This is a genomic window from Pseudacidovorax sp. RU35E (genome assembly GCF_900156165.1).
Lineage (GTDB): Bacteria > Pseudomonadota > Gammaproteobacteria > Burkholderiales > Burkholderiaceae_C > Xenophilus.
The window spans coordinates 42929-68450 of the sequence record NZ_FTMY01000012.1; the positions used below are offsets into that span (position 1 = coordinate 42929).

A 25522-nucleotide genomic window follows, 5' to 3' on the forward strand; every position below is an offset into this window, starting at 1 on the left:
GCCTTTGCAATGAAGCATGCTGGGTTCGGCACCACGGCGGGGAGCTGGCCATCTGCGATGCGTGACGCCCATGGATCACAAACAGTTTCGTGCCAAGCAACGTGCCAACCGGGTCGGCATGACCCTTCTCGCTCTGGCCGGGATCACGGTCGTCGGCGTGCTGATCGCGCGTCTGTTCTGACCGGTCCTTCGTCGCCTCAGCGTGGCGCCTTGCGGCTGGTGCGGGCCTTGGCCCCGGCACGATCGGCCGCAGCCTCGGCGGGCTTCTGGACCAGGTGCACGCGTAGGCGGCCCAGGTGCTCGTACAGCGCCTCCTTGCTGGCCGCCGGCAGGTCCTGGAACATGGCGATCAGCCATTTCTCGTGCTCGGCCGCCATGGCGGCGAAGTCGGTGCGGCCCTTGTCGGTCAGGCACACGCGCCAGGAGCGGCGGTCCTCCGGGTCGTCGATCCGCTCCACCAGGCCTTCCTTCACCAGCTGATCGGTCAGTCCCGTCACGTTGCCGCCCGTCACCATGAGGTAGCGCGACAGCACGTTCATGCGCAGCCCCTCCGGATAGCGGTCGAGCTGGGCCAGGTAGTCGAAACGGGGCAGCGTGGTGCCGAAGCGGGTGCGCAGCTGTTGGCGGATCTGCTGCTCGATCTGGGTACTGCAGGCGAGCAGGCGCAGCCAGATCTTGGTGTCCAGGTGGTCGTCGGCCTGGGCACGGGCCTCCAGACCGATGTGTTCGTCGCCCAGCGATTGGACCAGGCGGAAATGCTTGGAATGGGTGGCCATGCTGTCTTCTTCTCTCTGTGGCACTGTCATTCGTTCTCGGGTCGGGTGAGCATAGCCGGGGGCGGCGGGCCCGGGCGGCGCGTCGGGATCGGCGCTCATCGCATGAGCCGCCCACCGTTCACGTCGAGCGTGGCACCGGTGATGAAGGCGCCCGCCCCCGAGGCCAGGAAGACGGCCGCGGCGCCGACTTCCTCCGGCTCGCCGAAGCGGCCCAGGGGAATGGCGCCCAGCAGCGCCTGTTGTCGGACTTCGGGCAGGCCGTCCAGGGCGGGGCTGCGGATGGCCGCCGGCGCCAGCGCATTGACGGTGATGCGATCGGGCGCCAGTTCGGTGGCGAAGCCCCGCGTGAGCGCGAGGATGCCGGCCTTCGAGGCGGCATAGTGAAGACCGGTGGCCGCGCTGGCCTGCTGACCGGCCAGCGACGCCATGTTGAGGATGCGCCCGCCCTCGCCGCGCGCGCGCATGTGGGCGCCCAGCGCCCGGCAGCCCAGGAAGCAGCCGCGCAGGTTGACCGCCATGAGGGCGTCCCATTCCTCCACCGAGATGTCCCACAAGGGCGTGGAGGCCGTGCGTGCCGCGTTGTTGACCAGCACGTCCACGAAGCCATGCGCATCGCAGCCGGCCTGCAGCATCCGCTGCCAGCCGGCCTCGGTGGCGACATCGGCGACCACGGCGTGGGCCGCCAGGCCATCGGCGGCGAAGGCCGCGGCCACCTCCTGCACGGCGGGCTGCGAATCGGCCAGCACCAGCCGCGCGCCCGCTTCGCCCAGGGCGCGGGCGATGGCCAGGCCCAGACCCTGCGCCGCGCCGGTCACCAGGGCCACCCGGCCGGCCAGCGCGGGCGCGGCAGCGAGGGCGACAGCGACGGGCGCGGCGGCCATGCTCAGGCCCTGCGGGCGCGGGGCTGTGGCGGCCGCTCCCACGCGCTCGGCGTCACGCCGCGTTCGCGCAGCCTGTACTTCTGCACCTTGCCGTTCTCGGTGCGCGGCAGGTCTTCGACGATGTCGAACCAGCGCGGCACGGCGAAGTACGGCAGGCGCGCCTCGCACCAGTCGGCCAGCTCCTGCGGCGCGGGCGCCTGGCCCTCGCGCAGGATCAGCGCGGCCATCACCTCGTCCTCGGCCAGCTCGGAGCGCACCGGGTACACGGCCACGGTCGCCACGGCGGGGTGGCTCTGCAGCACCTGCTCCACCTCGAAGGAGGAGATGTTCTCGCCACGGCGGCGGATCGCGTCCTTGATGCGGTCCACGAAGCGCAGGGCGCCGTCGGCCTCGCGCACCACGCGGTCGCCGGTGTGGAACCACAGGTTGCGCCAGGCCTCGACGGTCTTGTCGGGCATGTTGAAGTAGCCGCTGGCAAAGGCGTGCGGCTCGTGGGCGCGCAGCAGCAGCTCGCCGGCCTGGCCGTCGGGCAGTTCGGCATCGTGCTCGTCGGCCACGCGAGCCTCGAAGCCGGGCAGCACCCAGCCCATCACCCCGCCGCGCGGCGAGTCGGGCGCGGTGGCGATGACGAAGTTGGTTTCGGTGGAACCATAGCCTTCGAGCAGCCGCACGCCGGTGCGGGCCGCGAAGGCCTCGCCCGCCGCGCCCGGCACGCCAGGGCCCAGGCCGATGCGCACGCGGTGCTGGCGCTCGGCCTCGCCTTCCGGCTGCGCCAGCAGGATCGGCACCATGGCGCCCAGCAGGTAGACCACGGTGGCACCGCAGGCCTGCATGGCTGGCCAGAAACCGGAGGCCGAGAAGCGGCCTTCGAACACCACCTCGGCGCCCGACAGGCAGGCCTGCGCGAAGGTGTTGAGCGCATTGATGTGGAACAGCGGCAGCGTGGTGCACAGCACGTCGTCGGCCCGCACGCCCAGCACGCGCAGGCTGTTGACGCCCCACCAGTAGTACTGCGCATGCGGGCACAGCACGCCCTTGGACGGGCCGGTCGTGCCCGAGGTGTAGAGGATGGCGAGCGTGTCGGCCGGGCCGGTCTCTGCCGCGGCGACTTCTTCGCCGGGCGCGGGCCAGGCCTCGACGGTCAGCCCCGGCAGGTCGACGGCGGCCGCATCGCCCTCGCCTTGCAGCACCCAGATGCGCTTCAGCGACGTGCGCGCCAGGTCGGCCGTGGCCAGCCGGGGCAGGTACTGCGCCTCGATGACCAGCAGCTTCGCCTGGCTGTTCGCGAGGAAGTATTCGATCTGCGGCCCCATGGACGCGGTGTTGACCGGCACCGCCACTGCGCCGACCCAGCCGCAACCGAGGAAGGCTTCCAGGAACTCCGGCCGGTTGCCCGCGAGGAGAGCGACGCGGTCGCCGCGCGCGATGCCCGCGGCCTGCAGCGCACCGGCCCGGGCCGCGGCCCGGTGCGGCACCTCGGCGTGCCGCCAGTGCTGGCCGCCGATGCGCACGGCCGGCGCGTCGCCGAAGCGCTCGGCCTGCCGCCGCAGCATCTGCGGCAGCGTGCGCTGCGCGACCGGCAGCAGCGCGTCGGCCTCAGTCCTCGTCATGGGTGCCGCCGCCCAGGTAGGTCGCGCGCACGCGCTCGTCGTCCGCGAGGGCCGCCGAGTCGCCCGAGAGGGCCACCTCGCCCGTCTCCAGCACGTAGCCGAAGTCCGAGCTTTCCAGCGCGGCGCGGGCGTTCTGCTCCACCAGCAGGATCGAGACACCGTCCTCGCGCAACTGGCGCACGATGGACAGGATCTCCTGCACGATCAGCGGTGCCAGCCCCAGGCTGGGCTCGTCGAGCATCAGCAGGCGCGGCGCGGACATGAGTGCGCGGCCCACGGCCAGCATCTGCCGCTCGCCGCCCGAGAGCGTGTCGGCCCGCTGCCCGCGGCGCTCGGCCAGGCGCGGAAAGCGCGCGTACACGCCGTCCAGGCGCTGGCGCAGCGCGTCCGAGCGCAGGCGGCGCGAATAGGCACCCAGGCGCAGGTTGTCCAGCACGGTGAGCTCGCCGAAGAGCTCGCGCTTCTCCGGCACCAGGCACAGGCCGCGCTCCACGCGCGATTCGACGTCGAGCCCGGCCAGGTCCTCGCCCTCGAAGCGGAGGGTGCCGCGCGAAGGCAGCAGGCCCATGGCCGCGGCCAGCAGCGTGGTCTTGCCCGCGCCGTTGGGCCCGATGACCGAGATGATCTGCCCCGGCTGCAGGGCCAGCGAGACACCCCGTACCGCCTCGACCTGGCCGTAGCCCACGTGCAGGTCGGCGATCTCCAGCATGGGCGTACCGCTCATACCGTGCTCCCCAGGTAGGCCGCCTGCACGCGCTCATCGGCACGCACTGCGGCGGGTACGCCCTCGACCAGCTTGGAGCCGAAGTTCATCACCACCAGGCGATCCACCAGCTTCATCACGAAGTCCATGTCATGTTCCACGATCAGGATGGTCACGCCCTCGTCACGCAGCTTGCGCAGCAGATCGCCCAGGGCCATCTTCTCCTTGCGGCGCAGGCCCGCGGCGGGCTCGTCCAGCACCAGCAGCACCGGGTCGGCGGCCAGGGCGCGGGCGATCTCCAGGATGCGCTGCGTGCCCAGCGGCAGGGCGCCGGCCATCTCGTGCGCCCTGTCGCCCAGGCCGATGCGGTCCAGCTGGCGCTGGGCCTCCTGCAGGATCTGGCGCTCCTCCTGCCGGTCCAGCCGCAGGCCGGCGCGCAGCACGCCGGCACCCGCACGCGCATGGGCGCCCAGGGCCACGTTGTCCAGCAGGCTCATGTGCGGCCGCAGCTTGACGTGCTGGAAGGTGCGCGCCAGGCCCAGTCGGGCCACGTCGCGTTGCTGCATCGCGCTGATGTCCTGGCCCAGGAACTGCACCCGGCCGGAGGTCATCTGCGCCGTCCGCGTGAGCAGGTTGAACATGGTCGACTTGCCGGCGCCGTTGGGCCCGATCAGACCCACGATCTCGCCAGCCTGCACATCGAAGCTCACGTCGTTGACCGCCACCAGCCCGCCGAAGCGCTTGACCGCACCCTGCACCGACAGGAGCGGCGTGCCGCGTGCCGGCATGGCACGCTGCGGCAGGGGCGCCACCGGTGCGGCGAGCTCTGCCGTGGCCACGGGCCCGCGCGTGCCGCCCCGCAGCCGCCAGCGCCGCACGAAGCCCATCACGCCGCCGCGCGCAAAGTGCAGCAGCGCGATGAACAGGGCCGCGAAGGTCACGGCCTCCAGCTGGCCGGCCCATTGGGTGACCAGGGGCAGCACGTCCTGCAGCACGTTCTTGAGCACCAGCACCAGGCCCGCGCCGACCAGCGCACCCGCCAGGCTGCCCAGGCCGCCGGCCATGGCCATCAGCAGGTACTCGATGCTGGCCCGCACGTCGAAGGGCGAGGGGCTGACGAAGCGGTTCATGTGGGCATACAGCCAGCCCGCCAGCCCCGCGAACAGCGCCGCCGTGACGAACAGCGTGAGCTTGACGCGGTAGGCATCGGCCCCCACGCTCGCCAGCAGCGTGGCTCCACCGCGCAGCCCGCGGATGGCACGGCCCGGCCGCGAATTGAGCAGGTTGTGGCTGAACAGGCAAGCCAGGCCCACGATGGCCCAGATCAGGTAGTAGATGGAGCGCGGATCCGACAGCGCCCAGCTGCCGATGCGCAGCGGCGGAATGTTGGACAGGCCTGTGTGCCGCCCCAGCCCGTCCACGTTGCCGAACAGCAGCGCGATCGACAGCCCCCAGGCGATGGTCGACAGCGGCAGAAAGTGCCCGCCCAGCCGCAGCGTGAGCGCGCCAATGGCCAGCGCCGACAGGCCGGTGAGCAGCAGCGCGAAGGGCAGCCCCAGCCAGGGCGAGAGGCCCTGTGCCGTGGTGAGCCAGGCCGTGGAATAGGCCGCGATGCCCACGAAGGCCGCCTGCCCGAAGGAGGTGGCACCGCCCACACCGGTGAGCAGCACCAGCCCCAGCGCCACCAGGGCGCCGATGCCGATGTCGTTGAGCAGCGAGACGGTGAAGCTGCCGGCCACCGCCGGCACCAGGGCCAGCAGGACGGCCACCGCTGCGATGAGGATTGCGGAAGTGCCACGCTTCATTGGTCGATCTCCTCGGCTTCTTCCTCGTGGTGGCGCGCCATGTACGAGCGCGCCATCAGCACCGGGATCAGCAGGCTGAACACGATCACGTCCTTGAGCGCCCCGCTCCAGAAGGAGGCGAAGCTCTCGATGATGCCCACGGCGAGCGCGCCGATGGCCGTCACCGGGTAGCTCACCAGCCCGCCGATGATGGCCGCGACGAAGGCCTTGAGGCCGATGATGAAGCCCGAGTCGTAGTACATGGTCGTCACCGGCGCGATCAGCACGCCGATCAGCCCTGCCAGCAGCGAGGCGCAGCCATAGGCCAGCAGCGCGGTACGTGCCGGGCGGATGCCCACCAGCCGCGCACCGGTGCGGTTGACGGCCGTGGCGCGCAGCGCCTTGCCGGTGACGGTGCGCTCGAACACCAGGAAGAACAGCCCGCTGAGCACGATGGCCGCACTCACCATCAGCACCACCTGGCCGCTGACCGTGAAGCCGTCGCCCAGGGTGAAGGAGGCCGAGGTCAGCGCACCGGTGCGCGAGCCTTCGGGCCCGAAGAACAGCAGTCCCAGGCCCGAGAGCAGGAAGTGCAGTGCCAGCGACACGATCAGCAGCACCAGCCCCGAGGCATCGGCGATGGGCTGGAACACCACCCGCGCCAGCAGCGGTGCCACCGGCACCACCAGCAGCACCGACGCCACGATCTGCAGCGCCGCGGGCACGCCGGCCCGCGCCGCCGCCCATGCGATGGCGCACGGCACCAGCGGCAGCACGCCCCACAGCAGCAGGGCCTTCGGGATGTGCCGCGCCTCGCCCTTGCGCAGCAGGCTGCCCACTTCCGTGAGCAAGGCCAGCGCGGCCAGGAAGATCACCATGCCGATGGTGGGCGGCAGCTTGCCGGTCTCGAAGGCGGCCAGCGTCAGCGCGGCGAAGGCCGCGATGTCGCCGAAGGGCACGAACACCACCCGCGTGACCGAGAAGATCAGCACCAGTCCGATGCCGGCCAGCAGGTAGATGGCGCCATTGGCCAATCCGTCCATGCCCAGGATGAGGGCCACGTCCCAGGTCATGATCGGGGGGTCCTTCGTGCGTTTGCGGTGGGCTGTGTCATCGGGTGCGCTCCCTGGATGGCATTCAGGGGGCAAGCTTCCACTGGCCCTTGTCCAGCGTGACGATCACGCGGGCGCGCTCGTCCACGCCGTACAGGTCGCCGGGCTTGAAGTTGTAGACGCCATGCGTGCCCACCACCTCGCGGGTGCTGAAGATGGCGTCGCGCAGGGCCAGGCGGAATTCGGGCGTGCCCGGCTCGCCCTTGCCGGCGGCCAGCACGCGCTGGGCGGCATCGGCGAACACCAGCCAGCCGTCGAAGGAATAGGCCGAGAAGGCATCGCTGGTGGGCGCGTTGTTGACCTTCTGGTAGACGTCGCGGAAGGCCAGACCCATCTTGCGGGTCGGATGGTCGGCCGGCAGCTGCTCGGCCACGATGACCGGCCCGGTGGGCATCAGCGCGCCCTGCCCGGCCGCGCCGACCACGCGCACGAAGTCCGGATTGATCAGGCCGTGCTGGCCATAGACCTTGCCCTTGAAGCCGCGCTCGGCCAGGGCCAGGAAGGGCAAGGCGCCCGGCGTGCCGGCGCCGCCGGTCATCACCGCATCGGGCCGCATGGCCAGCAGCTTGAGCACCTGTCCGGTGACCGACTGGTCAGAGCGTGCATAGCGCTCGTTGCCCAGCACCTGGATGCCGGCATCGCCCGCGGCCTTGTTGAGCGCGGTGAAGACCAGATCGCCCCAGGCGTCGGAGAAGCCGATGTAGCCGACGGTGCGCACGCCGTCCTTCTTCATGCGCTGCACCACGGCGTCGATCATCAGCTGCGTGGGCTGAGCCACCGTCATCACCCAGGCGTTGTCCGCCGGGTTCAGCAGGATGGGTGTGAGCCCGATCATCGGCACCTTGGCATCGCGGCCCACCTGCGCCATGGCGATGGCCGCGGGCACGCCCGAGGTGCCCATGAGCACGTCGACCTTGTCCTCCTCCACCAGCTTGCGCGCATTGCGGCCGGCGGTGGTGGGGTCCGAGCCGTCATCGAGCACGATGAGCTGCACCTTGCGGCCGGCGATCTCGCCCTTGTAGGCCAGCGCGGCCTGCATGCCCTTGGCGTAGGGAACGCCCAGCGACGAGTTCGGGCCGGAGAGCGACACGCTCAGGCCCACCTTGAGGTCGGCCGCATGGGCGGCGACCGCGGCGGCGGCCAGAGCACCGGCGGCCAGCGCGCAGCGGCCGAGGGACATCAGCATCTTCTTCATGAAAACTCCTGCTTGGGAGAAAAAGGACGGAAGGACTAGACAAACAACTGGATGGCCGGCAGCGGCTGCCCCGCATCGAGCAGGTTGACCCGCTTCTCGCGGATCAGCCAGCCCAGCGGCCCGCCGGGCACCAGCGTGTGGACGCAGTGGCCGGCCAGCTGCACCTGCTGTGGGCCACGCGACTCGATGTAGAGGAAGGCGGTGCGCAGGCGCACGGCCTCGACTTCGTGCTGCCAGGGCGGCAGGCGGCGCGGCGCCTGCAGCACATGCTGACAGCGGCTGGCCGGATGCTGCGAATGGGCGCGCGGGCTGTGCAGTCGCCTGACGCGCAGTTCGAGCAGCAGCCGGTCTTCGAGCGCCAGCGCGTTGTGGGTCTGGTCGTCGGCCTGCGCGGCGCCCTGCAGCGGGATCCAGTAGCGGCCATCGGGTGCGAAGAGGGCCAGCCAGTCGTCCCAGCGGCGGTCGTCGATCAGTTCGGCTTCATGGACCACGAAGTCCTCGGCGGCGAGTGTCATGCGGCCTCCCCCATCCACCGGGCCCAGGCACGGAACTGGTTGCGCATCAGGCGCTCGTCCGTCCCGCTGGTCTCTTCGACCGCGTCGCTGCGCTCGCCCTCGGCGAAGCCGCGGTGCAGGCTGACCCATTCGTTGCCCTCGCCACGCAGGCCCTGCTGCATGCTCTCGAACAGGTGCACGTCGTCGTGCGCCACCACCGACATGGGCGAGAAGACCAGCCGGTTGTAGTTCATCGAACGTTGCAGCAGCAGCTCGGGCGCGCCCTCTGCGCGGAAGCTCCAGGCCTCGACCAGCGTGCGGTCCGCCGCCAACGGGCGGATCACGCGGATGGCCTGCGGCGAGCCCTTGACCGACAGGCTGGGAAAGAGCACCGCGTTCTGCGGCGAGCGCTGCAGCACGTCGTTGGCGCGCTCCTCGCCCAGGGCGCCGCGCAGCGCGTCCTCGTAGTCCTGCAGCTGCGCGTAGTTGGAATGGATGCTGAAGCGCGTGCCGAGCACGCTGTGACCGTTGGGGTACACCCGCCCGCCCATGCGGTCGAAGAAGTCGTAGCCCGAGCCGAATGGCAGGATCTGCTCCATGGCCATCGGCTTGGGCGCGTCGGCGGGCTGGTCCTTCCACAGCGCGCTGGCCGCCTGCGTGGCCGACTCGTGGGTGGACATGGGATGCACCGTGTCGTTGATGTTCTCCAGGTACATCTTCCAGTTGCAGTGGATGACGTTGCGCAGCACGCCGCCCGCCACCGTCAGCCGGCGCTCGGGCGAGCGGTCGACCATGTTGTCGATCACCTGCAGGATGCCGCCGAAGTACTCGTCGAAGCCCGGGCCATCCTTCGCCAGCCGCACGAATACGAAGTCGCGGTACACCGCCACACCGGCCACCGGCTGCAGGCCCTGCCCCGACTCGCACTGCGCCAGGCCCGTGCCCTCGTAGCCCGCCTTGAGCGGCAGCGCCAGCGGCGCGCCGTCCAGCTTGTAGGTCCACGCGTGGTAGGGGCAGCGGAAGAAGCGGCCCGTGTTGCCGTGCGCTTCGGTGACCAGCTGGGCGCCCTTGTGGGCGCAGCGGTTGTAGAAGACGCCGACGCTGGCATGGGCCTGCCGGACCATCAGCAGGGGGCGGCCCGCGATCTCGCGCGTGCAGTAGTCGCCCGCCGCGGGCACTTCGCTCGCATGGCCGGCGAACTGCCAGGTGCGGGCGAAGAAGCGCTCCTGCTCCAGCTCGAAGAGTTCCTGGCTCAGGTACAGGTCGCGGTGCACGCGCCGGTCCTGCACCAGGGCCTGGATCGCGGCGGGGTCATGGCGGTAGGCGGTCATGGCCGGGCGTCCTGGGGCAAGGCTCAGGGGACCAGCTTCCACTGGCCCTTTTCCATGCGCACGATCACCACCGCGCGCTTGTCGGAGCCGTAGCGGCTGTCGGCCGTGAAGTTGTAGATGCCATGCGTGCCGACCAGCTCGCGGGTGGCGACGATGGCGTCCTTGAGCGACTGGCGATAGGCCGGCGTTCCGGGCTCGCCCTTGGCGCGCGCGGCGGCATTGGCCAGCAGCAGGTAGGCGTCATAGGTGTACGACGAGAAGGCGTCCGCCGGCGGCGCGCCATTGGCCTTCTGGTAGGCCGCGCGGAAGTCCATCGACACCTTGCGGATCGGGTTGTCGGCCGGCAGCTGCTCGGCCACCAGCACCGGGCCGCTGGGCACTTCCAGGCCCTCGATGGACTTGCCGCCCACGCGCACGAAGTCGGCGTTGATCAGGCCGTGCGTGCCGTAGATGCGGCCCTTGTAGTTGCGCTCGGCCAGCGCCAGGTAGGGCAGCGCGCCGGGCGTGCCCGAGTTGCCGGCGAACACCGCGTCGGGCCGCTGGGCCACGATCTTGAGCACCTGGCCCGCCACCGAGCTGTCGGTGCGCGCATAGCGCTCGTTGGCCACCACCTTGATGCCGGCCTCGCCTGCGCTCTTGACCAGCGAGTCGTAGGCCAGGTCGCCCAGCGCGTCGGAGAAGCCGATGAAGGCCACCGTCTTCACGCCCGCGGCCTTCATCTTGTCGACCACGGCGGCGACCATCAGCTCGAAGGGCTGCGACACCGACACCGTCCAGCCGTTCTCGGCCCCCGGCAGCGACACCGGCGTGGGCGAGATCAGCGGCACGTTCAGCTCGCGCGCCACGGCGGCGATGGCCATGGCGCCGGGCACGCCCGAGGTGCCGATGAGCACGTCGACCTTGTCCTCGGTGGCCAGCTTGCGGGCATTGCGGCCGGCCGTGGTGGGGTCGGAGGCGTCGTCCAGCACGATCAGTTCGACCTTGCGGCCGGCGATGGTGGGCATCTGCGCATGGGCAGCGCGGATGCCCTTCTCATAGGGAATGCCCAGCGCCGACACCGGGCCGGATAGCGAGCTGATGACGCCCACCTTGAGGTCGGCCGCAAGGGCGCCGACGGTGAAGGCCGAGGCGCCCAGCAGGGCGAGAGGACGAAGCAGACGAGAGGCCATCGCGATAGGCTCCAGCAGGAACAAGGACAACAGGAAAGGAAGGTGTCAGGCGGCAGGACCCAGCCGCCCGCACCGTGGACACGGCGGCATCCCGCCGCGGCAGCGGCGTGGAAAAAAAGCGTCAGGCCCTCAGGGCACCAGCTTCCACTGGCCCTTTTCGAGCCGCACGATGACCCGCGAGCGCTCGTCCGAGCCATAGCGGTCGGTGGGCTTGAAGTTGTAGATGCTGTGCGTGCCGACCAGCTCGCGGGTAGAGGTGATGGCGTCGCGCAGCGCCACGCGGAACTGCGGGGTGCCCGCTTCGGCCTGCGCCGAGGCGCGCTTGGCGGCGTCCAGGAAGATCAGCCAGGCGTCGAAGGTGTAGGCCGAGAAGGCATCGGTGGGCACCGCCCCGTTGGCCTTCTGGTAGGCACCGCGGAAGTCCATCGACACCTTGCGGATCGGGTTGTCGGCCGGCAGCTGCTCGGCCACGATCACCGGGCCGGTGGGGGCCAGCAGGCCTTCGACCGCGGCGCCACCCACGCGCACGAAGTCGGGGTTGATCAGCGCATGGGTGCCATAGATCTGGCCCTTGTAGCCGCGCTCGGCCAGCGCCAGGTAGGGCAGCGCGCCGGGCGTGCCGGAGGTGCCGGTGAGCACGGCGTCGGGCCGCAGCGCCACGATCTTGAGCACCTGGCCCGTCACCGACGAATCGGCGCGCGCATAGCGTTCGTTGGAAACGACCTTGATGCCGGCCGGCTCGGCGCTCTTCTGCAGCGCGTCGTACACCAGGTCGCCCCAGGCGTCGGAGAAGCCGATGTAGCCCACCGTCTTGACGCCGGACTTCTTCATGCGATCCACCACGGCGCTGATCATGAGCGGCGCGGGCTGGGGCAGCGTGACCATCCAGGCGCCCTCCTCGCCCGCCAGGTTGGCGTTGGCGATGGAGATGAGCGGCGTCTTCGTCTCGCGCGCCACGGCGGCGATGGCCAGCGCGCCCGGCGAGCCGGCCGTGCCGATGATGACGTCGACCTTGTCCTCGTCGATCAGCTTGCGGGCGTTGCGGGCCGCGGTGCTCGGGTCCGAGGCATCGTCGAGCTGGATGACCTGCACCTTCTTGCCGTCGATGTCGGCCTTGAAGGCCTGCGCCGCGGCCATGCCCTTCTGGTAGGGGATGCCCAGCGACGAGACGGGGCCCGACAGCGAGGTGATGAAGCCGACCTTGTAGTCGGCCGCCAGTGCGGCGGGGGCCGTGGCCCCCAGCAGCGTGGCGCAGGCCAGGGCAGCCAGGCTGCGCAGGGGACGTAGTGACTTCATCAACTTCATCGCGAACTCCATCTTTTCGGTGGCAACACGGTGGAACAACGCCGATGTCGACGGGCCGCCTCTTCCACACTCCTGCGGCTGTCGCATTGGCACATGACTTATCAATTATTTAGTCTTAAACAATCCTAGCGAGCACATCCAGGCGTTGCAAGGGGACTGTCCTCATGGTGGAAAGTCGTGGCGCAGCATGGTGCGCCGATGCACGGCCTAGAGCGCCAAGCTCCCCACGCTGGTGCCTCCGCACACGTAGAGCACCTGTCCGGTCACGAAGCTGTTGGCCGGCTCTACGAAGAAACGCACGGCCCGTGCCACATCGGCCGCCTCGCCCAGCCGCCTGACGGGCACGCTGGCCGCCAGCGCCCGTTCCTTCTCGCTGCCGGCGTCGACCACGTCGTAGAACATGTCGGTGCGGATGGGCCCGGGCGCAACCACGTTGACGGTGATGCCCTCGCCGCCCAGCTCCAGCGCCCAGGTCCGGGCCATGCCCAGCATGCCGGCCTTGGTGGCCGAATAGCTGGTGCGGGTGGCCAGTCCCAGCGCCGCGCGGGACGACAGCAGCACCACGCGGCCGAAGCCCGCCGCACGCATGGCCGGCAGGGCGGCCTGCACCAGCTGCACGGCGCAGCCCAGGTGCAGGTCCACCAGCGCATCCAGGTCGGTCAGCTGCACCTGCGGCAAGAGGGCGGCGCGGATCACGCCCGCGTTGTGCACGACGGTCGTCACCTGCCAGCGAGAGGCGACCTCGGCTGCGGCCTGCGCCGTGGCGGCGCGGTCGCTCAGGTCCACCTCGATGCTGTGCAGCCGCGCATGGGCGATGTCGGCCGGGCGGCGGGCCAGGCTCACCACCTCCCAGCCGCCCTCCAGCAGGTCCTGGCAGATGGCCTGTCCGATGCCGGCGCTGCCGCCGGTGACGACGGCGACGCCGCGGTCTGGCGTCGCGCTCATGCCGAGCCCACCAGCGCCAGCACCCGCAGCGGGCTGCCGCTGCCCTTTTCGATCTTGAGCGGTGGGCAGATCAGCACTGCGCCAGCCGGCGGCAGCAGGTCCAGGTTGCACAGGCATTGCAGGCCGTAGCGTCCTGCCCCGTGCATGTAGTAGTGGCAGGGGTACGGCGGGCGCAGGTGGTAGCCCTGGCCGGCGTCGGTGCCGATGGCCTCCGAGCCGAAGCCCAGCACGTCCCGCTCTTCCACCAGGAAGCGCACGGCGGCCGTGCTCGGCCCGGGTGTGTGCTGGCCGGTCTCGTCGAAGTTCTGGTACTCGGCCGGGTCGGTGCGCTTGGACCAGTCAGTGCGCATCAGCACCCACGCGCCCTTGGGGATGCGGCCGTGGGCGGCCTCCCACTCGGCGATGTCCTCCAGCGTGAGCAGGTAGTCCGGGTCGTCCTTGACCTGTGGCGAGCAGTCGATGACACAGGCGGGTGCCACGAAGTTCTGCACGGGGATGGTGTCCACCGCGTTGTTCGGCAGGTCGCGGCCGGAGATCCAGTGGATGGGCGCGTCGAAATGCGTGCCGGTGTGCTCGCCGCAGGAGAAGTTGTTCCAGTACCAGCCCGGGCCGCGCTCGTCGTAGCGCGACACCTCCTCGATGCGGAAGGGCCAGCACTGGCCCATCTCGGGCGGCAGCGCGATCTGCGGGAACTCGGGCGTCAGCGTCTGCGTGAGGTCGATGACGCGGATGCGGCCGGTGGCCAGCGCGCCGACCAGGCCGGCCAGGGCGTCGAGGCCGGTAGGTGCGGCGACGGGGGTCGTGGTTGCGTTGCTCATGGGTGTCTCCTTGCCGGGTTCAGCCGCCATTGGTCGCCAGCTCGCGTTCCAGCACCTTCGGGTTGTCGCGCCAGCGCTGCAGCCATTCCTGCGCCACGTCGCCGGGGTAGACGTCCTCCACGCCGTCGCGCAGCGCCTTGACGATGGCATTGGCCAGCGCGTCGGGGCCCAGCTTGGGCGGTGGCATGTGCTGGTTCCACTCGTCGTCGATGGGGCCGGGGAATACGTTGATGACGCGGATGCCGGCCGGCCGCATCTCGGCACGCAGGCACTGCGCCAGCGAATAGGCAGCCGCCTTGCTGGCGCTGAAGGTGCCGTGCGGCGGGAAGTTGGACAGCGCATAGATCGACAGCAGGTTGACCCAGGCCGTGGCCCCGATCGTGCCGTCGGCCGAGCGGCCCTTGAGCGCCGGACCGAACTCCTGCGCCAGCCGCAGCAGGCCGAAGTAGTTGATGTCCATCTCCAGCCGGGCCACGTCGGTGCCGCGGCGCGCGCCGATGCCGAAGGTGCGGTGCACCTCGGCGTTGTTGATGACGATGTCGACCTTGCCGCCGATCTCGCCGGCCAGCTCGGTGACGGCGCGGCCGTTGGTCAGGTCCAGCGGGACCAGCGTCACCTGCGGCAGCGCGCTGATGTCCTCCAGGCCGCCCAGCTGCTTCCAGGGCTCGGCATGGCCGACCCAGACGATGTCCGCGCCGGCCTTGACCAGGGCGCGCACCAGGGCCTGGCCGGCGGGCGTCTTGCCGTCGGTCACCAGCACCTTGCGGAACTTGGGGTCGCTGGTCATTTCACGCAGCATCGGGTCGTCGGCCATGTGTGCAGTTCCTTCAAAGGGGAATCCGATCAATACCGCTTGTCCGGCGCGGTCGAGCCGGGCACCGACGCGCACGCGCTGCGGTGCCTCGCCCACCTCGCCATGCAGGTGGACCATGAGGGAGGGGCCGCTGTCCAGCCGCACCATGCCCAGCCGCCAGGGCAGGCGCTCGCGGAAGAACAGGTCGTTGCTGTGGTGCAGCGTGGTGGCGCTGAGCAGCTCGCCCTCGCCGCTCTGGGGCCGCCAGCGCAGGTCGATCGACAGGCAGTGCTTGCATGCACCGCGCGGCGGGTACTGCACCGTGCCGCATTCCTCGCACACCTGCAACTCGAAGCGGCCCTCGGCGGCGGCGGCGGTGATGCCCAGCGCCTCGCGCCCCCGCGCCCAGGGCGGCAGGTTCATCTGGCGGGTGCGCAGGACGGGGTTCTTGCGCTTGGGGCGCATGAGAGGCATGGTCATCGTGCGTCCCCCTTCGCAGCAGACAAGTGGTTCATTCCGGCCTCCCGAGGATCACGGCACCGGTGCACAGGCAGCGGTCGTAGGTGACCATGCCGAAGCCGGCCACCAGGCCCAGCTGTGCGTCGGGCACGGTGCGCGGTCCGGCCTGGCCGGTGAGCTGGCGCAGCGTCTCGGTCATGCCCAGGAAGCCGCCCGCGGCGCCCGCCTGGCCGGCCGAGAGCTGGCCACCGCTGGTGTTGTTGGGAAAGCTGCCGTCGTGCGTCAGCGTGTGCGACTGCACGAAGGCCGGACCCTCGCCCTTCTCGCAGAAGCCCAGGTCCTCGAAATGCATCATCACGATGACCGGGTAGTCGTCGTAGGTCTGGATGAAGTCGATGTCTTTCGGCTGCACGCCGGCCTGCGCATACAGGTCATCGCGGTCGCGCGCCCAGCCGCCGCGCACCATGATCGGGTCGTCGGCGAAGGCGTTGTGGCGCTCGATGCTGCCGCGCACCGTGACGTACGGCAGACCCAGGTCGCGGGCCCGTTCGGCTGTCATCACCAGGAAGGCCTCGGCGCCGGCGCAGGGCATCACGCAGTCGAAGAGGTGCAGCGGATCGGAGATGGGCCGCGCCGCCATGTACTCATCGAGCGTCAGTGGCTTCTTGAACATGGCGTTGGGGTTGCCCAGCGCGTTCTGTCGCTGGGCCACGCAGAGGCGGCCGAAATCCTCGCGCCGCGCACCGAACTGCCGCATGTAATGGGCGGTGATCATCGCGAAGATGGAGTTCGGCCCGCCGGAGCCGTAGGGGTACGTGGCGTCGCGCGCGAAGTTGCTGAAGGCGCCCAGCGTCTGACGGAAGGAGTCCACATGGTTGGTGTCGGCCGCCACGCAGGCCACCACCTCCGCGTCGCCGCACTGCACGGCGCGTGCGGCGCGGCGCAGGCACATGACGCCGGATGCACCGCCGGTGGGCACATGGTCCAGCCAGCGCGGCGACAGGCCCAGGTGCTGCGTGACGCCCACGGCCGTGTCGGGCGCCAGCGAGAAGCTCGACAGGCACAGGCCGTCGATGTCGTCCTTGGCGATGCCGCTGGCCTCCAGCAGCGCGCGCACGGCCCTGCCCAGGAAGAAATGCGCACCCTCGGTGGAATAGCGCTGGTAGGGCACCGTGACCGGCACGGCCACGGCCACACCGTCGTAGTTGCTGCGTTGTCGCCGGCCCATCAGTCCTGCCTCTTCTTCATGGCGCGGGTGTCGAAGCAGCCCGCGCTGCCCGGCAGCGCCTGCGCCATCTGGCGCAGCTCGCCCCGCTGGATCTTCTGCGAGGCCGTGAGCGGCAAGGCCTCGACGAAGGCGACGTGCCCAGGCGCCTTGTAATAGGCCAGCTGGGCCAGCGCATGGCGCACGATGTCCGCCGCCAGGGCCTCGCTCGGCTCGGCCGAGGCGTCGGGGTCGATGACGATGCAGGCCAGCACCTCGTCGCCGCGCACCGCATCGGGCGTGGCAGCGACGGCCGACACCTTCACGGCTGGGTGCTGGTTGAGCACGCTCTCGACCTCCACCGCCGAGATGTTCTCGCCGCTGCGGCGGATGACGTTCTTCTTGCGGTCCACGAAGTAGAGGCTGCCCGACTCGTCGCGGCGCACCATGTCGCCGGTGTGGAACCAGCCGCCCTGCCAGGCTTCATCAGTGGCCGCCGGGTCCTTCAGGTAGCCGCCGAAGAAGTGGCGGCGCGGGTCGTCGCCGCTGGAGCGCACCAGCAGTTCGCCGGGCGTCCCGGCGGGCACGTCCTGGCCCTCGTCATCGACCAGGCGCACCTCGACGAAATCCTCGGGCCGGCCGAAGCAGCTGGTGCCCACATGGCGCGGCTCATGGTTGGCCATGATGCAGGCCGCCGCGCCGGTCTCGGTCATCGCCCAGGCCTCGACCAGCGGGAAGCCGAAGCGTGCCTCGAAGGGCGCGTGGTTCTTGCGGTCCACGCCGGCGCCGAAGGCCCAGCGGATGGCATGGTCGCGGTCGGCCGGCGCCTCGGCCGCAGCCAGCAGCATGGCCGGCATCACGCCCAGGTAATGCACGATGGTGGCGCGGCTGTCGCGCGCGCTCTGCAGCCAGCTGCGCGGATGGAAACGGTCCAGCTGCACCAGGCAGCCGCCGGCCACCAGCACCACCATGGTCGAGAAGGCCATGGCGTTGACGTGATTGAGCGGCAGCGGCGTCATCAGCCGCTCCTGGTCGCGGCGGAAGGCGCACACGCCGTCCAGGCCCGCATACCATTCGCCCGCCTGCAGGAAGTAGGCGTTGCTCAGCATGCAGCCCTTGGGCCGGCCCGTGGTGCCCGAGGTGTAGAGCAGCGCGCACTCGGTGCCCAGGCCCACGACCTCGTTGGCGCGGGGCGGGGGCTCGGCGGGCGCGGGCACGTCGGTGGCGTCGGCCGCCATGGTGTGCAGCGTCCGGCCGGCCTGGGCCGCGGCGGCCTCCAGGTCGCGCGCGCGCTGCGGCAGCGTGACGGCCAGGCCGATCTCGCTGTGGCCGATCAGGTAGGCCAGCTCGGCCGAGCGCATCTCCGCATTGATGGGCACCACGCTCACGCCCAGGGCATTGAGCGCGAACCAGTGGTAGAGGAAGGCGGGCCGGTTCTCCAGCAGCAGGCCGACCCGGTGGCCGTGGCCCCAGCCGGCATGGGCATAGGCCAGGCGCAGGCGCTCGACCTCTGCCGCGGCCTCGGCCCAGGCCGTGGTGCCGGCCGGTATGCCGTAGACCTCGGCGGTGACCGGCTCGGTGCAGAGGAAGTCCGCCTGCGGCGTGCGCGCGGCGCTGGCCGCGAAGGCGTCGTGGATGGTGCGGTGGGGCATGCGGGAATCCGCCTCAGAGGAATAGCTGGACCGCCGGCAACGCGGCATCGCTGTTGATCAGGTCCACACGCTTGAGCACCATGCGCAGCGCGCCTTCGTGCACGCACAGGTGGTGCCAGGCCACGCCGGTGAGGAAGAGCATCTCGTCCGCCTGCGCCTCGCTGTAGTGGAAGGGCGTGCGCAGCACGAAGCGGTTGGCAGCCTCGTCGCGCGACTCCAGCCCCGGCAGCTGCAGCACATGCTGGCAGCGACTGGGCGGCTGCTGCGAAAAGGCACGCGGGCTCTTGAAGCGTTCGATGCGCAGGTCGCGCAGCAGCTTGTCCTCGTACAGGTGCGAGGTGTGGTTCAGACCGTCGGGCTGGCCCGGCGTGAGCGGCACCCAGTAGATGGCGTCGTCGGTGAACAGCGCATTCCATTCGTCGAAGCGCTTCTCATCGAGCAGCCGGGCCTCGTGCATGACGAAGTCGATCAGCTGATCGCGGGTGACGGTGGCGGGCGTGAGTTCGGCCATGGTCATGCTCCCATCGTCAGGGTCATGTGCTTGAGCCACGACCGGTACTGGTTGCGCATGGGCAACTCGTTGGTGCCGTTGCTGGTCTCTTCGGGCGCGCGGCCTTCCTGCTCGTCGTAGTTGCGGTGCAGGCTGACCCAGTCGTTGCCGCTGGCATGCAGGCCGGCCTGGATGCCGCGGTAGGCCTGCAGGTCGTCATGGCCCACCACCGAGAAGGGCGAGTTGATGAGGCGGCTGTAGGTGGTGGTGCGTTGCAGCAGCTCGTCCGGCGCGCCCTTGAGGCGGAAGGTCCAGCTCTCGACCAGCGTGCGGTCCACCGCGACGGGCCGCGCCACGCGAATCGCCTGGATCGCGCCCTTGATCGTGAGGTTGGGGTAGTACACGGTGTTGTGCCGCGCCATGCCCAGGATCTGCGCGGTGCGCTCATCGCCGTAGCGGGCCTTCATCGCATCTTCATAACCCCGGATGCCCGAGTACTTGCTGTGGATGCTGAAGTGCACGCCCGAGAAGCTGTGGCCGTTGTCGTACACCCGCACGCCCATGCCGTCGAAGAACTGGTAGTCGGACATGAAGGGCACGAACTGCTCGATGGCCATGGGCTTTGGCGCATCGGCCGGCTGGCCGGCCCACATGGACTTGGCGGTGCCGGCCGAGGATTCGTGCGCCACCATCGGGTGCATGGTGTCGTTGAGGTTCTCGACGAACATCTTCCAGTTGCACTGGTGCATGAAGCGCAGGCACCCGCCGGCCACCTCCAGCTCTCCCTCGGGCGAGCGGTCGGCCATGTTGTCGATGGACGAGAGCGAGTTGCCGAAGTACTCCTCGAAGTCCTGCCCCACGTCGTTGAGCTTGACGAAGATGAAGCCGCGGTAGAGCCGCACATGCCGCACCGGCACCAGGCCCTTGGACGCATCGCACTCCTTCAGCGCCGTACCCTCGTAGCCGTTCTTGAGCGGAATGGCCAGCGGCGCGCCGTCGGTCTTGAAGGTCCAGGCGTGGTAGGGGCAGCGGAAGAACTTGCCCGTGTTGCCGCAGGCGCCGTTGACGACGCGCGAGCCCTTGTGGGCACAGCGGTTCATCAGCACCTTGACGGTGCCGTCGGTGTGGCGCACCACGATCAGCGGCCGGCCGGCGATGTCCACGGTGATGAAGTCGCCCGGCTTGGGCACCTGGCTGTCGTGGCCGGCGTAGTTCCAGGTGTTGGCGAAGAAGTGCTCCTGCTCCAGTTCGAAGAGCTCGGGGCTGATGTAGAGGTCGCGGTGCACCTGCTGCGGCTGCACCAGGGCGCGGATCGCCTCGGGGTTGTCTCGGTAGCGTGTCATGGCATGCCTTCCTTGGATTCGTGGGGCCTACAGGTCCAGCACCAGGCGCGGGCCCTTGGCGCGGGAGATGCAGATCTGCATCACCTGGCCGCCGTCCTTCTCGGCCTGCGAGAGGACGTAATCGCGGTGGTCGACTTCGCCCTCGATCACCGGCACCGCGCAGACGCCGCATTCGCCGCGCTTGCAGTCGTAGAGCGGGTCGCAGCCGTGCGCGATCAGGCAGTCCAGGATCGTCTGATCGGCCGGGACGGTGAAGCGCTGGCCGGACTGCGCCAGCTCGACCTCGAAGGGCTGGTCGCCGGCTTCCACGACCGGCGCGCTGAACAGTTCGAAATGCACCCGGCCCGGCGCCCAGCCGCGCGCCTGGGCGGCGGCGAGCACGGCATCGAGCAGCGGCTTGGGGCCGCAGACGTAGAGCGGCTCGTCCGACGCCATGCCATCGAGCAGCGCTGCGATGTCGAAGCCCTGGCCGCCGGCCTCGTCGTCGGCATGCAGCCGCAGGTCGGCACCCAGCAGCGCCTGCAGTTCGTCGGCGAAGGCCAGCAGCGTGCGGCTGCGGCCGGCATAGTGCAGGGCCACCGGGCGGCCCTGGGCGCGGCAACGGGCCGCCATGCTTGCAAGCGGCGTGATGCCGATGCCGCCAGCCAGCAGCACGGCGCGGGCGGCATGGTCATCGAGCGGAAAGTCGTTGCGCGGTGCCTGGATGGTGAGGCGGTCGCCAGCTTGCAGGCCGTCGTGCATGAAGCGCGAGCCGCCACGGCCGCCCTCTTCCCGCCGCACCGCGATGGTGTAGCCCCTGGGTGCGAAGCCCGGCGTGCCCGCCACGCCTTCCAGGTCGATCAACGAATAGTGGCGCCAGTCGGCCTGCCCGTCGGGCAGTTGCACCTGCACCTGGATGTGGGCGCCCGGCGTCCAGCCCGGCAGGGCCGCACCTTCGGCATGTTCGAGCCGCAGCAGACGGATCAGCGGGTTGAGCAGGCGGGTCTCGGCCACGCGCAGCGGCAGGGTCGTGAGGACGGGCGATGCGGTCATGCGCGCTCCGTGTCAGGCCGGCAGGGCCATGGCAGCGACCGGCGGCGTGGCCTGGCCGGTCGCGGTGCCCGTGGTAGCCGCATGCTGCGCAAGCGACGCCTTCAGCGCATGGCCATGCTCGTCGGCCAACGCAGCCTCGCGCCAGGCGCGCAGCGTCGCCGGCGCCAACGTGGGCCCGGCCTGACGCCAGGCGGCGATGACGGTGTCGTAGTTGCGCACGCCGCGCTCGTGGGTGTCGCTGTAGCCCTTCACCAGCTTCTGGCAGCGGGCCAGTTCCACCGCGAGTTCCGGCGAGGCCGTGGCCGCCTCGCGCAGGCCGTGCAGCCATTGCTCGATGCGGCCGTTCTCTTCCGAGTAGCGGATGGTGCTGCGCCGCCAGCGGCGGGCGAAGGCCACGGCCGACAGCAGCAGGAAGCCATGCACCGAGCTGGTCTGCACCACGCGGCCCTTCTTCGTCATGCCCTCCACCAGCCGGCGCGGCGCGCCCGAGCCCATGAGCCAGCGGCCCATGCCGCCGGGCAGGGTCTCGCAGATCTCGCGCAGGCCGGGGTGCATGTATTCGTTGATGGCGATGACCTGGTCGGCATTCACGCCGGTTTCCTGCTTCACACGGGCGAAGCGGCTGGAGCGGGTCTTGAGCTGGGCGACGCGGGCCGTGTCCTCGTAGCTCATCCACAGGGCGAGGTGGCGGGCCGTCTCGCACGCCAGCGTGCGGGCCGCGTCGTCGGGCAGGCGGCAGACCTCGGCCATGCGGTCCAGGTAGAGCGCGGCATAGGCTACGTCCTGGTAGTCGACCAGGCGGCGCAGGCCCTCGAGCATCAGCGGCTGGGCCTGGACCGGAAACTCGCCGTACAGGCGCGTGAGCAGCGCCTGGATGGCCGGATCGGCCGAAGTCGCGCGCGGCGCCGTGGGCGCCACGGGCTCAGCCTGCGCCGCAGTCTCGCCGGCCTGCGCCCGCGCAAATGCCGCGCCGAAAGCCTTGAGACTGGGCTTCACCCCCACCCCGCCGCGCTCGATGGTCGCCTCGAACTGTTCCCGTCCGAACGGCAGCACGCCGGTGCCCGCCAGCGCGCCGAAGAGCACGGCGCTGATCACGCTGCCGTTCTGCGCCGCGGCCTCGGCCATGTCGAAGCGCACGAAGCGCTGCGCCGCCTGCTCGGCATGGGCCAGCAGCTGCGTGCTGTCGACCCGGCCGTCGCCCATCGCGCTCTTCTCGGCGATGGAGTAGACGCGGTGCGTGGAGGCGACCAGCGTGGTGCGATCGGGCGTGACCAGCCCGCGCTGCACGGCGCGGCCGGCCTCCATCAGCTCGGAGCACAGCACCACGTCCACATCGCCGGGCAGCGGCATCAGCGCCAGCACGGGGTGCGCGCCGTCAGCATGGGCCTGCGCCTCGGGGTACATCTCGACGTAGTAGATGGTGGCGCCCGTGCGCTGGGCCACGCCCGGCACCGAGGTGGTCTGCGCGATCCAGCCGTTGGCCTCGCCCAGGTCCACCAGCCAGTCGGCCAGCACGCCGCCGCCCTCGCCGCCCATGGCGAGGATGGCAATCTTGATGGGTTGTTGGGGTTGTTGCGTCATCACGAGCTCGGGTTGCATCAGAAGGCCAGTCGCGCGCGGCGCTCGGCGTCGCGGCGCTGCATCCAGCCGATGACGGCGCCGCGCACGCGCTCGCGCAGCCGGTCCCAGCCGGTCGGGTTGCTCACCACCTGCGCCTTGTAGAAAGAGGGACACAGCACCGCGGCATGCGACACCTCGCCGCACACGCCGCAGCCCACGCAGCTGTCCATCACGGCGGCCACGGGCTCCTGCCGCAGCGGATCGGGGTTGGGCTTGATCGACAGCGAGGGACAGCCCGACAGGCGGATGCAAGAATGGTCGCCGGTGCAGGTGTCCGGGTCGACGCCGAACTTTTCGCGCACCATGCGCTTGCCGTCGGCGATGGCCTTGCGCAGCAGCGGCTTCTCGCGCCGCTGGCGGTTCAGCATGCACTCGGACTGGGCAATGATGACCTTGGGGCCCTTGTCCTTCGTGGTCAGCGCTTCCTTGAGCGTGTCGCGCATGCCGGCCACGTCGTAGGTGCGGCGCAGGGTCCTGACCCACTTGACGCCCACGCCGCGCACCGCCTGCTCGATCTCATGGCCAGTGCTGCGCGTGGCGTTGACGGCCTTGGACGACAGGATGTCCTGCCCGCCGGTGGCCGAGGTGTAGTTGTTGTCGACCACCACCGTGAGGTTGTCGCTCTGGTTGAACACCGCGTTGGCGATGCCGCTGGTCAGGCCGTTGTGCCAGAAGCCGCCGTCGCCCATCACCGCGATGGCGCGCTTGTCGGCCTGGGTGTTGAGCGCCGCCGAACCGGCCGCGCCCAGGCCATAGCCCATGGTGGTGTTGCCGATGTTGAAGGGCGGCAGGATGGAGAACAGGTGGCAGCCGATGTCGGCCGACACATGGTGCTGGCCCAGCTCACGCTGCACCAGCTTCATGGCGCTGAAGATGGGCCGCTCGGGGCAGCCGGTGCAAAAGCCCGGCGGGCGCGCATGCACGCTGCGCTCCAGCGGCATGAGCTGCGCCTCGCTGATGAGCGGGATGATCTTGCGCGGCCGGGCGGGCACCTCCGCGGCCGGCGCGGCCTTGGGGGCCAGGCGGCCGTAGCGCTCGCAGAAGGCGCGCGTGCCGGCCATCACGGCCTGGGCGGTGTACTCGCCGGCCACAGGCAGCAGGTCCTTGCCGTGCAGCGCGGTGCTGCTGCCGGCCTGGCGCAGGATGGTGGCGATGTTCTGCTCGACGAAGTTGGGCTGCCCTTCCTCGACCACCAGCACGGCGCGCTTGCCCTCGCAGAAGCGCCGCACCTCGCTGTCGATGACCGGGTAGGCCACGTTCATCACGTACAGCGGCACCCTGGAGCGGCCATACACGTCGGCCAGGCCCAGACGCTCCAGCGCGCGCACCTGCGTGTTGTAGCAACCGCCCTGCACGATGATGCCGATGTCGTCCGCGCCCTCCGCGAAGAACTCGTTGAGGCCGCGCTCCTCGATGAAGCGCACGGCGGCGGGCCAGCGCTCCTTGATCTTCTCCTGCTCGTGCAGAAAGCTCGCGGGCGGCAGCACGATGCGGCTGACGTCGCGCTGCGGGTTCTCCAGCGCCTCCTTCAGCGTGAAGGCGGCGCGGCGGTTGTCGGAGGCGGTGAACTGCCCGTGCACGTGGCAGGCGCGGATGCGCAGCTGCAGCATCACGGGCGTGTTGCTCGCCTCCGACAGCTCGAAGCCGGTCTTCACGGCCTGCACGATGCTGGGCAGGTTGGGCCGCGGATCGAGCATCCACATCTGCGACTTCATGGCGAAGGCATGGCTGCGCTCCTGCATGATCGAGGAGCCCTCGCCGTAGTCCTCGCCCACGATGATGAGCGCGCCGCCGGTGACGCCGCCCGAGGCCAGGTTGGCCAGCGCGTCCGACGCCACGTTGGTGCCCACCGTGGCCTTGAAGGTCACGGCACCGCGCAGCGGATAGTTGACCGAGGCGGCCAGCGTGGCGGCGGCCGTGGCCTCGCTGGCGCTGTTCTCGAAGCGGATGCCGTGGTCGGCCAGGATGTCCTGCGCATCGGCCAGCACGTCCATCAGGTGCGAGATGGGCGCACCCTGGTAGCCGGCGACGTACGAAACGCCAGACTCCAGCAGGGCCTTGGTGACGGCCAGAATGCCCTCACCGCGAAAGGTCTCGCCTTCGGCAAGACGCAGCTTCTTCACTTCTTCGACGAACGAACGCTCGGCCATGTGACTGCTCTCCTGGGAAACGCCAACGGCGCTCCTGTCTGTGGGGTGGCAAGATGCAACTCTATTTAGACCTGAATCTATTCACAATCATGCATTACCCTAGCCAAGCAAACGGTATGCCAGCGGTAGGATCATTCCGGCCATGACATTGCATACCCCCGAGTCGCGTCTGTTCGTCGACGATTACCTGCCAGCCCTGCTGGCGCAGGCCAGCCAGCTCATCTCGGGCGAGTTCCACAAGGTGGCCCGGGAACACGGCTTTTCGGTGTCCGAATGGCGTGTGATGGCCTCACTGGCCGACGGCGAGGCCATCAGCATCGGCGACCTTGCGCAGGTGACGGTGACCAAGCAGCCCACGGTCACGCGCCTGCTGGACCGCATGGAGGCCAAGGGCCAGGTGGAACGCCTGCCCCATGACAGTGATCGCCGCATCACGCTGGTGCGCATCACGCCCCGGGGCGCGGAAGCCGTGGCCCATCTGATGAAGCTGGCGCGCGAGCATGAGCACCGCGTGCTTGAGCCCTTCGGGCTGCAGCGCGCGGAAGAACTGAAGAAGACGCTCAGGCAGATGATCGCGCTGCACGCGGACCAGGACGAAGAAGACGAAGCGGCGGAGTGACCGGCGCTGGGCGCCCGGGAGTGCGGCGGCCACAGGC

At 70.1% G+C, this 25522-nt stretch carries 22 protein-coding genes; 1 reads left to right on the forward strand and 21 read right to left on the reverse strand.

Translation table 11 applies throughout. From position 1 onward, the window contains the following. Positions 1–197 precede the first annotated feature (197 nt). The 21 genes from BXA03_RS20195 to BXA03_RS20295 all read right to left on the reverse strand — a co-directional run bounded on the left by BXA03_RS20195 (position 198) and on the right by BXA03_RS20295 (position 24866). Complete coding sequence (locus tag BXA03_RS20195) at positions 198–776, reverse strand: MarR family winged helix-turn-helix transcriptional regulator (protein ID WP_234983767.1); 579 nt, start codon at positions 774–776, stop codon at positions 198–200. Positions 777–871: 95 nt separating this feature from the next. Then, positions 872–1657 (reverse strand): SDR family NAD(P)-dependent oxidoreductase, encoded by a 786-nt coding sequence (locus BXA03_RS20200; RefSeq protein WP_076511111.1) that lies wholly within the window; start codon positions 1655–1657, stop codon positions 872–874. 2 nt (positions 1658–1659) lie between these two features. After that, positions 1660–3267, reverse strand: coding sequence for an ATP-dependent acyl-CoA ligase (locus tag BXA03_RS20205; protein WP_076511004.1), 1608 nt, complete (start codon positions 3265–3267; stop codon positions 1660–1662). After that, the gene (locus tag BXA03_RS20210) at positions 3254–3991 is read right to left on the reverse strand and encodes an ABC transporter ATP-binding protein (protein WP_076511005.1); all 738 of its coding nucleotides are present in this window, start codon (positions 3989–3991) and stop codon (positions 3254–3256) included. The genes BXA03_RS20205 and BXA03_RS20210 overlap by 14 nt, the downstream gene beginning before the upstream one ends. Then, positions 3988–5775 carry a branched-chain amino acid ABC transporter ATP-binding protein/permease gene (locus BXA03_RS20215; protein WP_076511006.1) on the reverse strand — a complete coding sequence of 596 codons (1788 nt, stop codon included), beginning with the start codon at positions 5773–5775 and terminating at the stop codon, positions 3988–3990. Before BXA03_RS20215 ends, BXA03_RS20210 begins: the two co-directional genes overlap by 4 nt. Next, complete coding sequence (locus BXA03_RS20220) at positions 5772–6827, reverse strand: branched-chain amino acid ABC transporter permease (protein WP_076511007.1); 1056 nt, start codon at positions 6825–6827, stop codon at positions 5772–5774. Before BXA03_RS20220 ends, BXA03_RS20215 begins: the two co-directional genes overlap by 4 nt. 64 nt (positions 6828–6891) lie before the next feature. Beyond that, positions 6892–8061, reverse strand: a complete 1170-nt coding sequence (locus tag BXA03_RS20225) for an ABC transporter substrate-binding protein (RefSeq protein WP_076511008.1) — start codon at positions 8059–8061, stop codon at positions 6892–6894. Between the two features lie 35 nt (positions 8062–8096). Then, complete coding sequence (locus BXA03_RS20230; RefSeq protein WP_076511009.1) at positions 8097–8576, reverse strand: aromatic-ring-hydroxylating dioxygenase subunit beta; 480 nt, start codon at positions 8574–8576, stop codon at positions 8097–8099. After that, positions 8573–9886, reverse strand: a complete 1314-nt coding sequence (locus tag BXA03_RS20235; protein ID WP_076511010.1) for an aromatic ring-hydroxylating dioxygenase subunit alpha — start codon at positions 9884–9886, stop codon at positions 8573–8575. The genes BXA03_RS20230 and BXA03_RS20235 overlap by 4 nt, the downstream gene beginning before the upstream one ends. Before the next feature lie 23 nt (positions 9887–9909). Continuing rightward, positions 9910–11055: an ABC transporter substrate-binding protein gene (locus BXA03_RS20240; RefSeq protein ID WP_076511011.1), complete on the reverse strand. Its 1146-nt coding sequence runs from the start codon at positions 11053–11055 to the stop codon at positions 9910–9912. A 129-nt stretch (positions 11056–11184) separates the two neighbouring features. Next, positions 11185–12351, reverse strand: a complete 1167-nt coding sequence (locus BXA03_RS20245; RefSeq protein ID WP_076511112.1) for an ABC transporter substrate-binding protein — start codon at positions 12349–12351, stop codon at positions 11185–11187. Between the two features lie 216 nt (positions 12352–12567). Beyond that, positions 12568–13305 (reverse strand): SDR family oxidoreductase, encoded by a 738-nt coding sequence (locus BXA03_RS20250; protein WP_076511012.1) that lies wholly within the window; start codon positions 13303–13305, stop codon positions 12568–12570. Continuing rightward, positions 13302–14123 (reverse strand): cyclase family protein, encoded by an 822-nt coding sequence (locus BXA03_RS20255; protein WP_076511013.1) that lies wholly within the window; start codon positions 14121–14123, stop codon positions 13302–13304. Before BXA03_RS20255 ends, BXA03_RS20250 begins: the two co-directional genes overlap by 4 nt. 19 nt (positions 14124–14142) lie before the next feature. After that, positions 14143–15396 (reverse strand): SDR family NAD(P)-dependent oxidoreductase, encoded by a 1254-nt coding sequence (locus BXA03_RS20260; RefSeq protein ID WP_076511014.1) that lies wholly within the window; start codon positions 15394–15396, stop codon positions 14143–14145. A gap of 31 nt (positions 15397–15427) precedes the next feature. Beyond that, positions 15428–16603, reverse strand: a complete 1176-nt coding sequence (locus BXA03_RS20265; RefSeq protein ID WP_076511015.1) for a thiolase family protein — start codon at positions 16601–16603, stop codon at positions 15428–15430. Beyond that, positions 16603–18231 carry an AMP-binding protein gene (locus BXA03_RS20270; protein WP_076511016.1) on the reverse strand — a complete coding sequence of 543 codons (1629 nt, stop codon included), beginning with the start codon at positions 18229–18231 and terminating at the stop codon, positions 16603–16605. The genes BXA03_RS20265 and BXA03_RS20270 overlap by 1 nt, the downstream gene beginning before the upstream one ends. 13 nt (positions 18232–18244) lie before the next feature. Next, the gene (locus BXA03_RS20275) at positions 18245–18742 is read right to left on the reverse strand and encodes an aromatic-ring-hydroxylating dioxygenase subunit beta (RefSeq protein ID WP_076511113.1); all 498 of its coding nucleotides are present in this window, start codon (positions 18740–18742) and stop codon (positions 18245–18247) included. Between the two features lie 2 nt (positions 18743–18744). Next, the gene (locus BXA03_RS20280) at positions 18745–20064 is read right to left on the reverse strand and encodes an aromatic ring-hydroxylating dioxygenase subunit alpha (protein WP_076511017.1); all 1320 of its coding nucleotides are present in this window, start codon (positions 20062–20064) and stop codon (positions 18745–18747) included. A gap of 27 nt (positions 20065–20091) precedes the next feature. Then, a complete protein-coding gene (locus tag BXA03_RS20285) occupies positions 20092–21096 on the reverse strand; it encodes a PDR/VanB family oxidoreductase (protein ID WP_076511018.1) in 1005 nt (334 codons plus the stop codon). A 12-nt stretch (positions 21097–21108) separates the two neighbouring features. Continuing rightward, a complete protein-coding gene (locus BXA03_RS20290) occupies positions 21109–22695 on the reverse strand; it encodes an indolepyruvate oxidoreductase subunit beta family protein (protein WP_369822455.1) in 1587 nt (528 codons plus the stop codon). Then, positions 22695–24866 (reverse strand): thiamine pyrophosphate-dependent enzyme, encoded by a 2172-nt coding sequence (locus BXA03_RS20295; protein ID WP_076511019.1) that lies wholly within the window; start codon positions 24864–24866, stop codon positions 22695–22697. Before BXA03_RS20295 ends, BXA03_RS20290 begins: the two co-directional genes overlap by 1 nt. 142 nt (positions 24867–25008) lie before the next feature. Between BXA03_RS20295 and BXA03_RS20300 the strand changes: the two genes are divergently transcribed. Next, positions 25009–25485: a MarR family winged helix-turn-helix transcriptional regulator gene (locus tag BXA03_RS20300; protein ID WP_076511020.1), complete on the forward strand. Its 477-nt coding sequence runs from the start codon at positions 25009–25011 to the stop codon at positions 25483–25485. Positions 25486–25522: the final 37 nt, after the last annotated feature.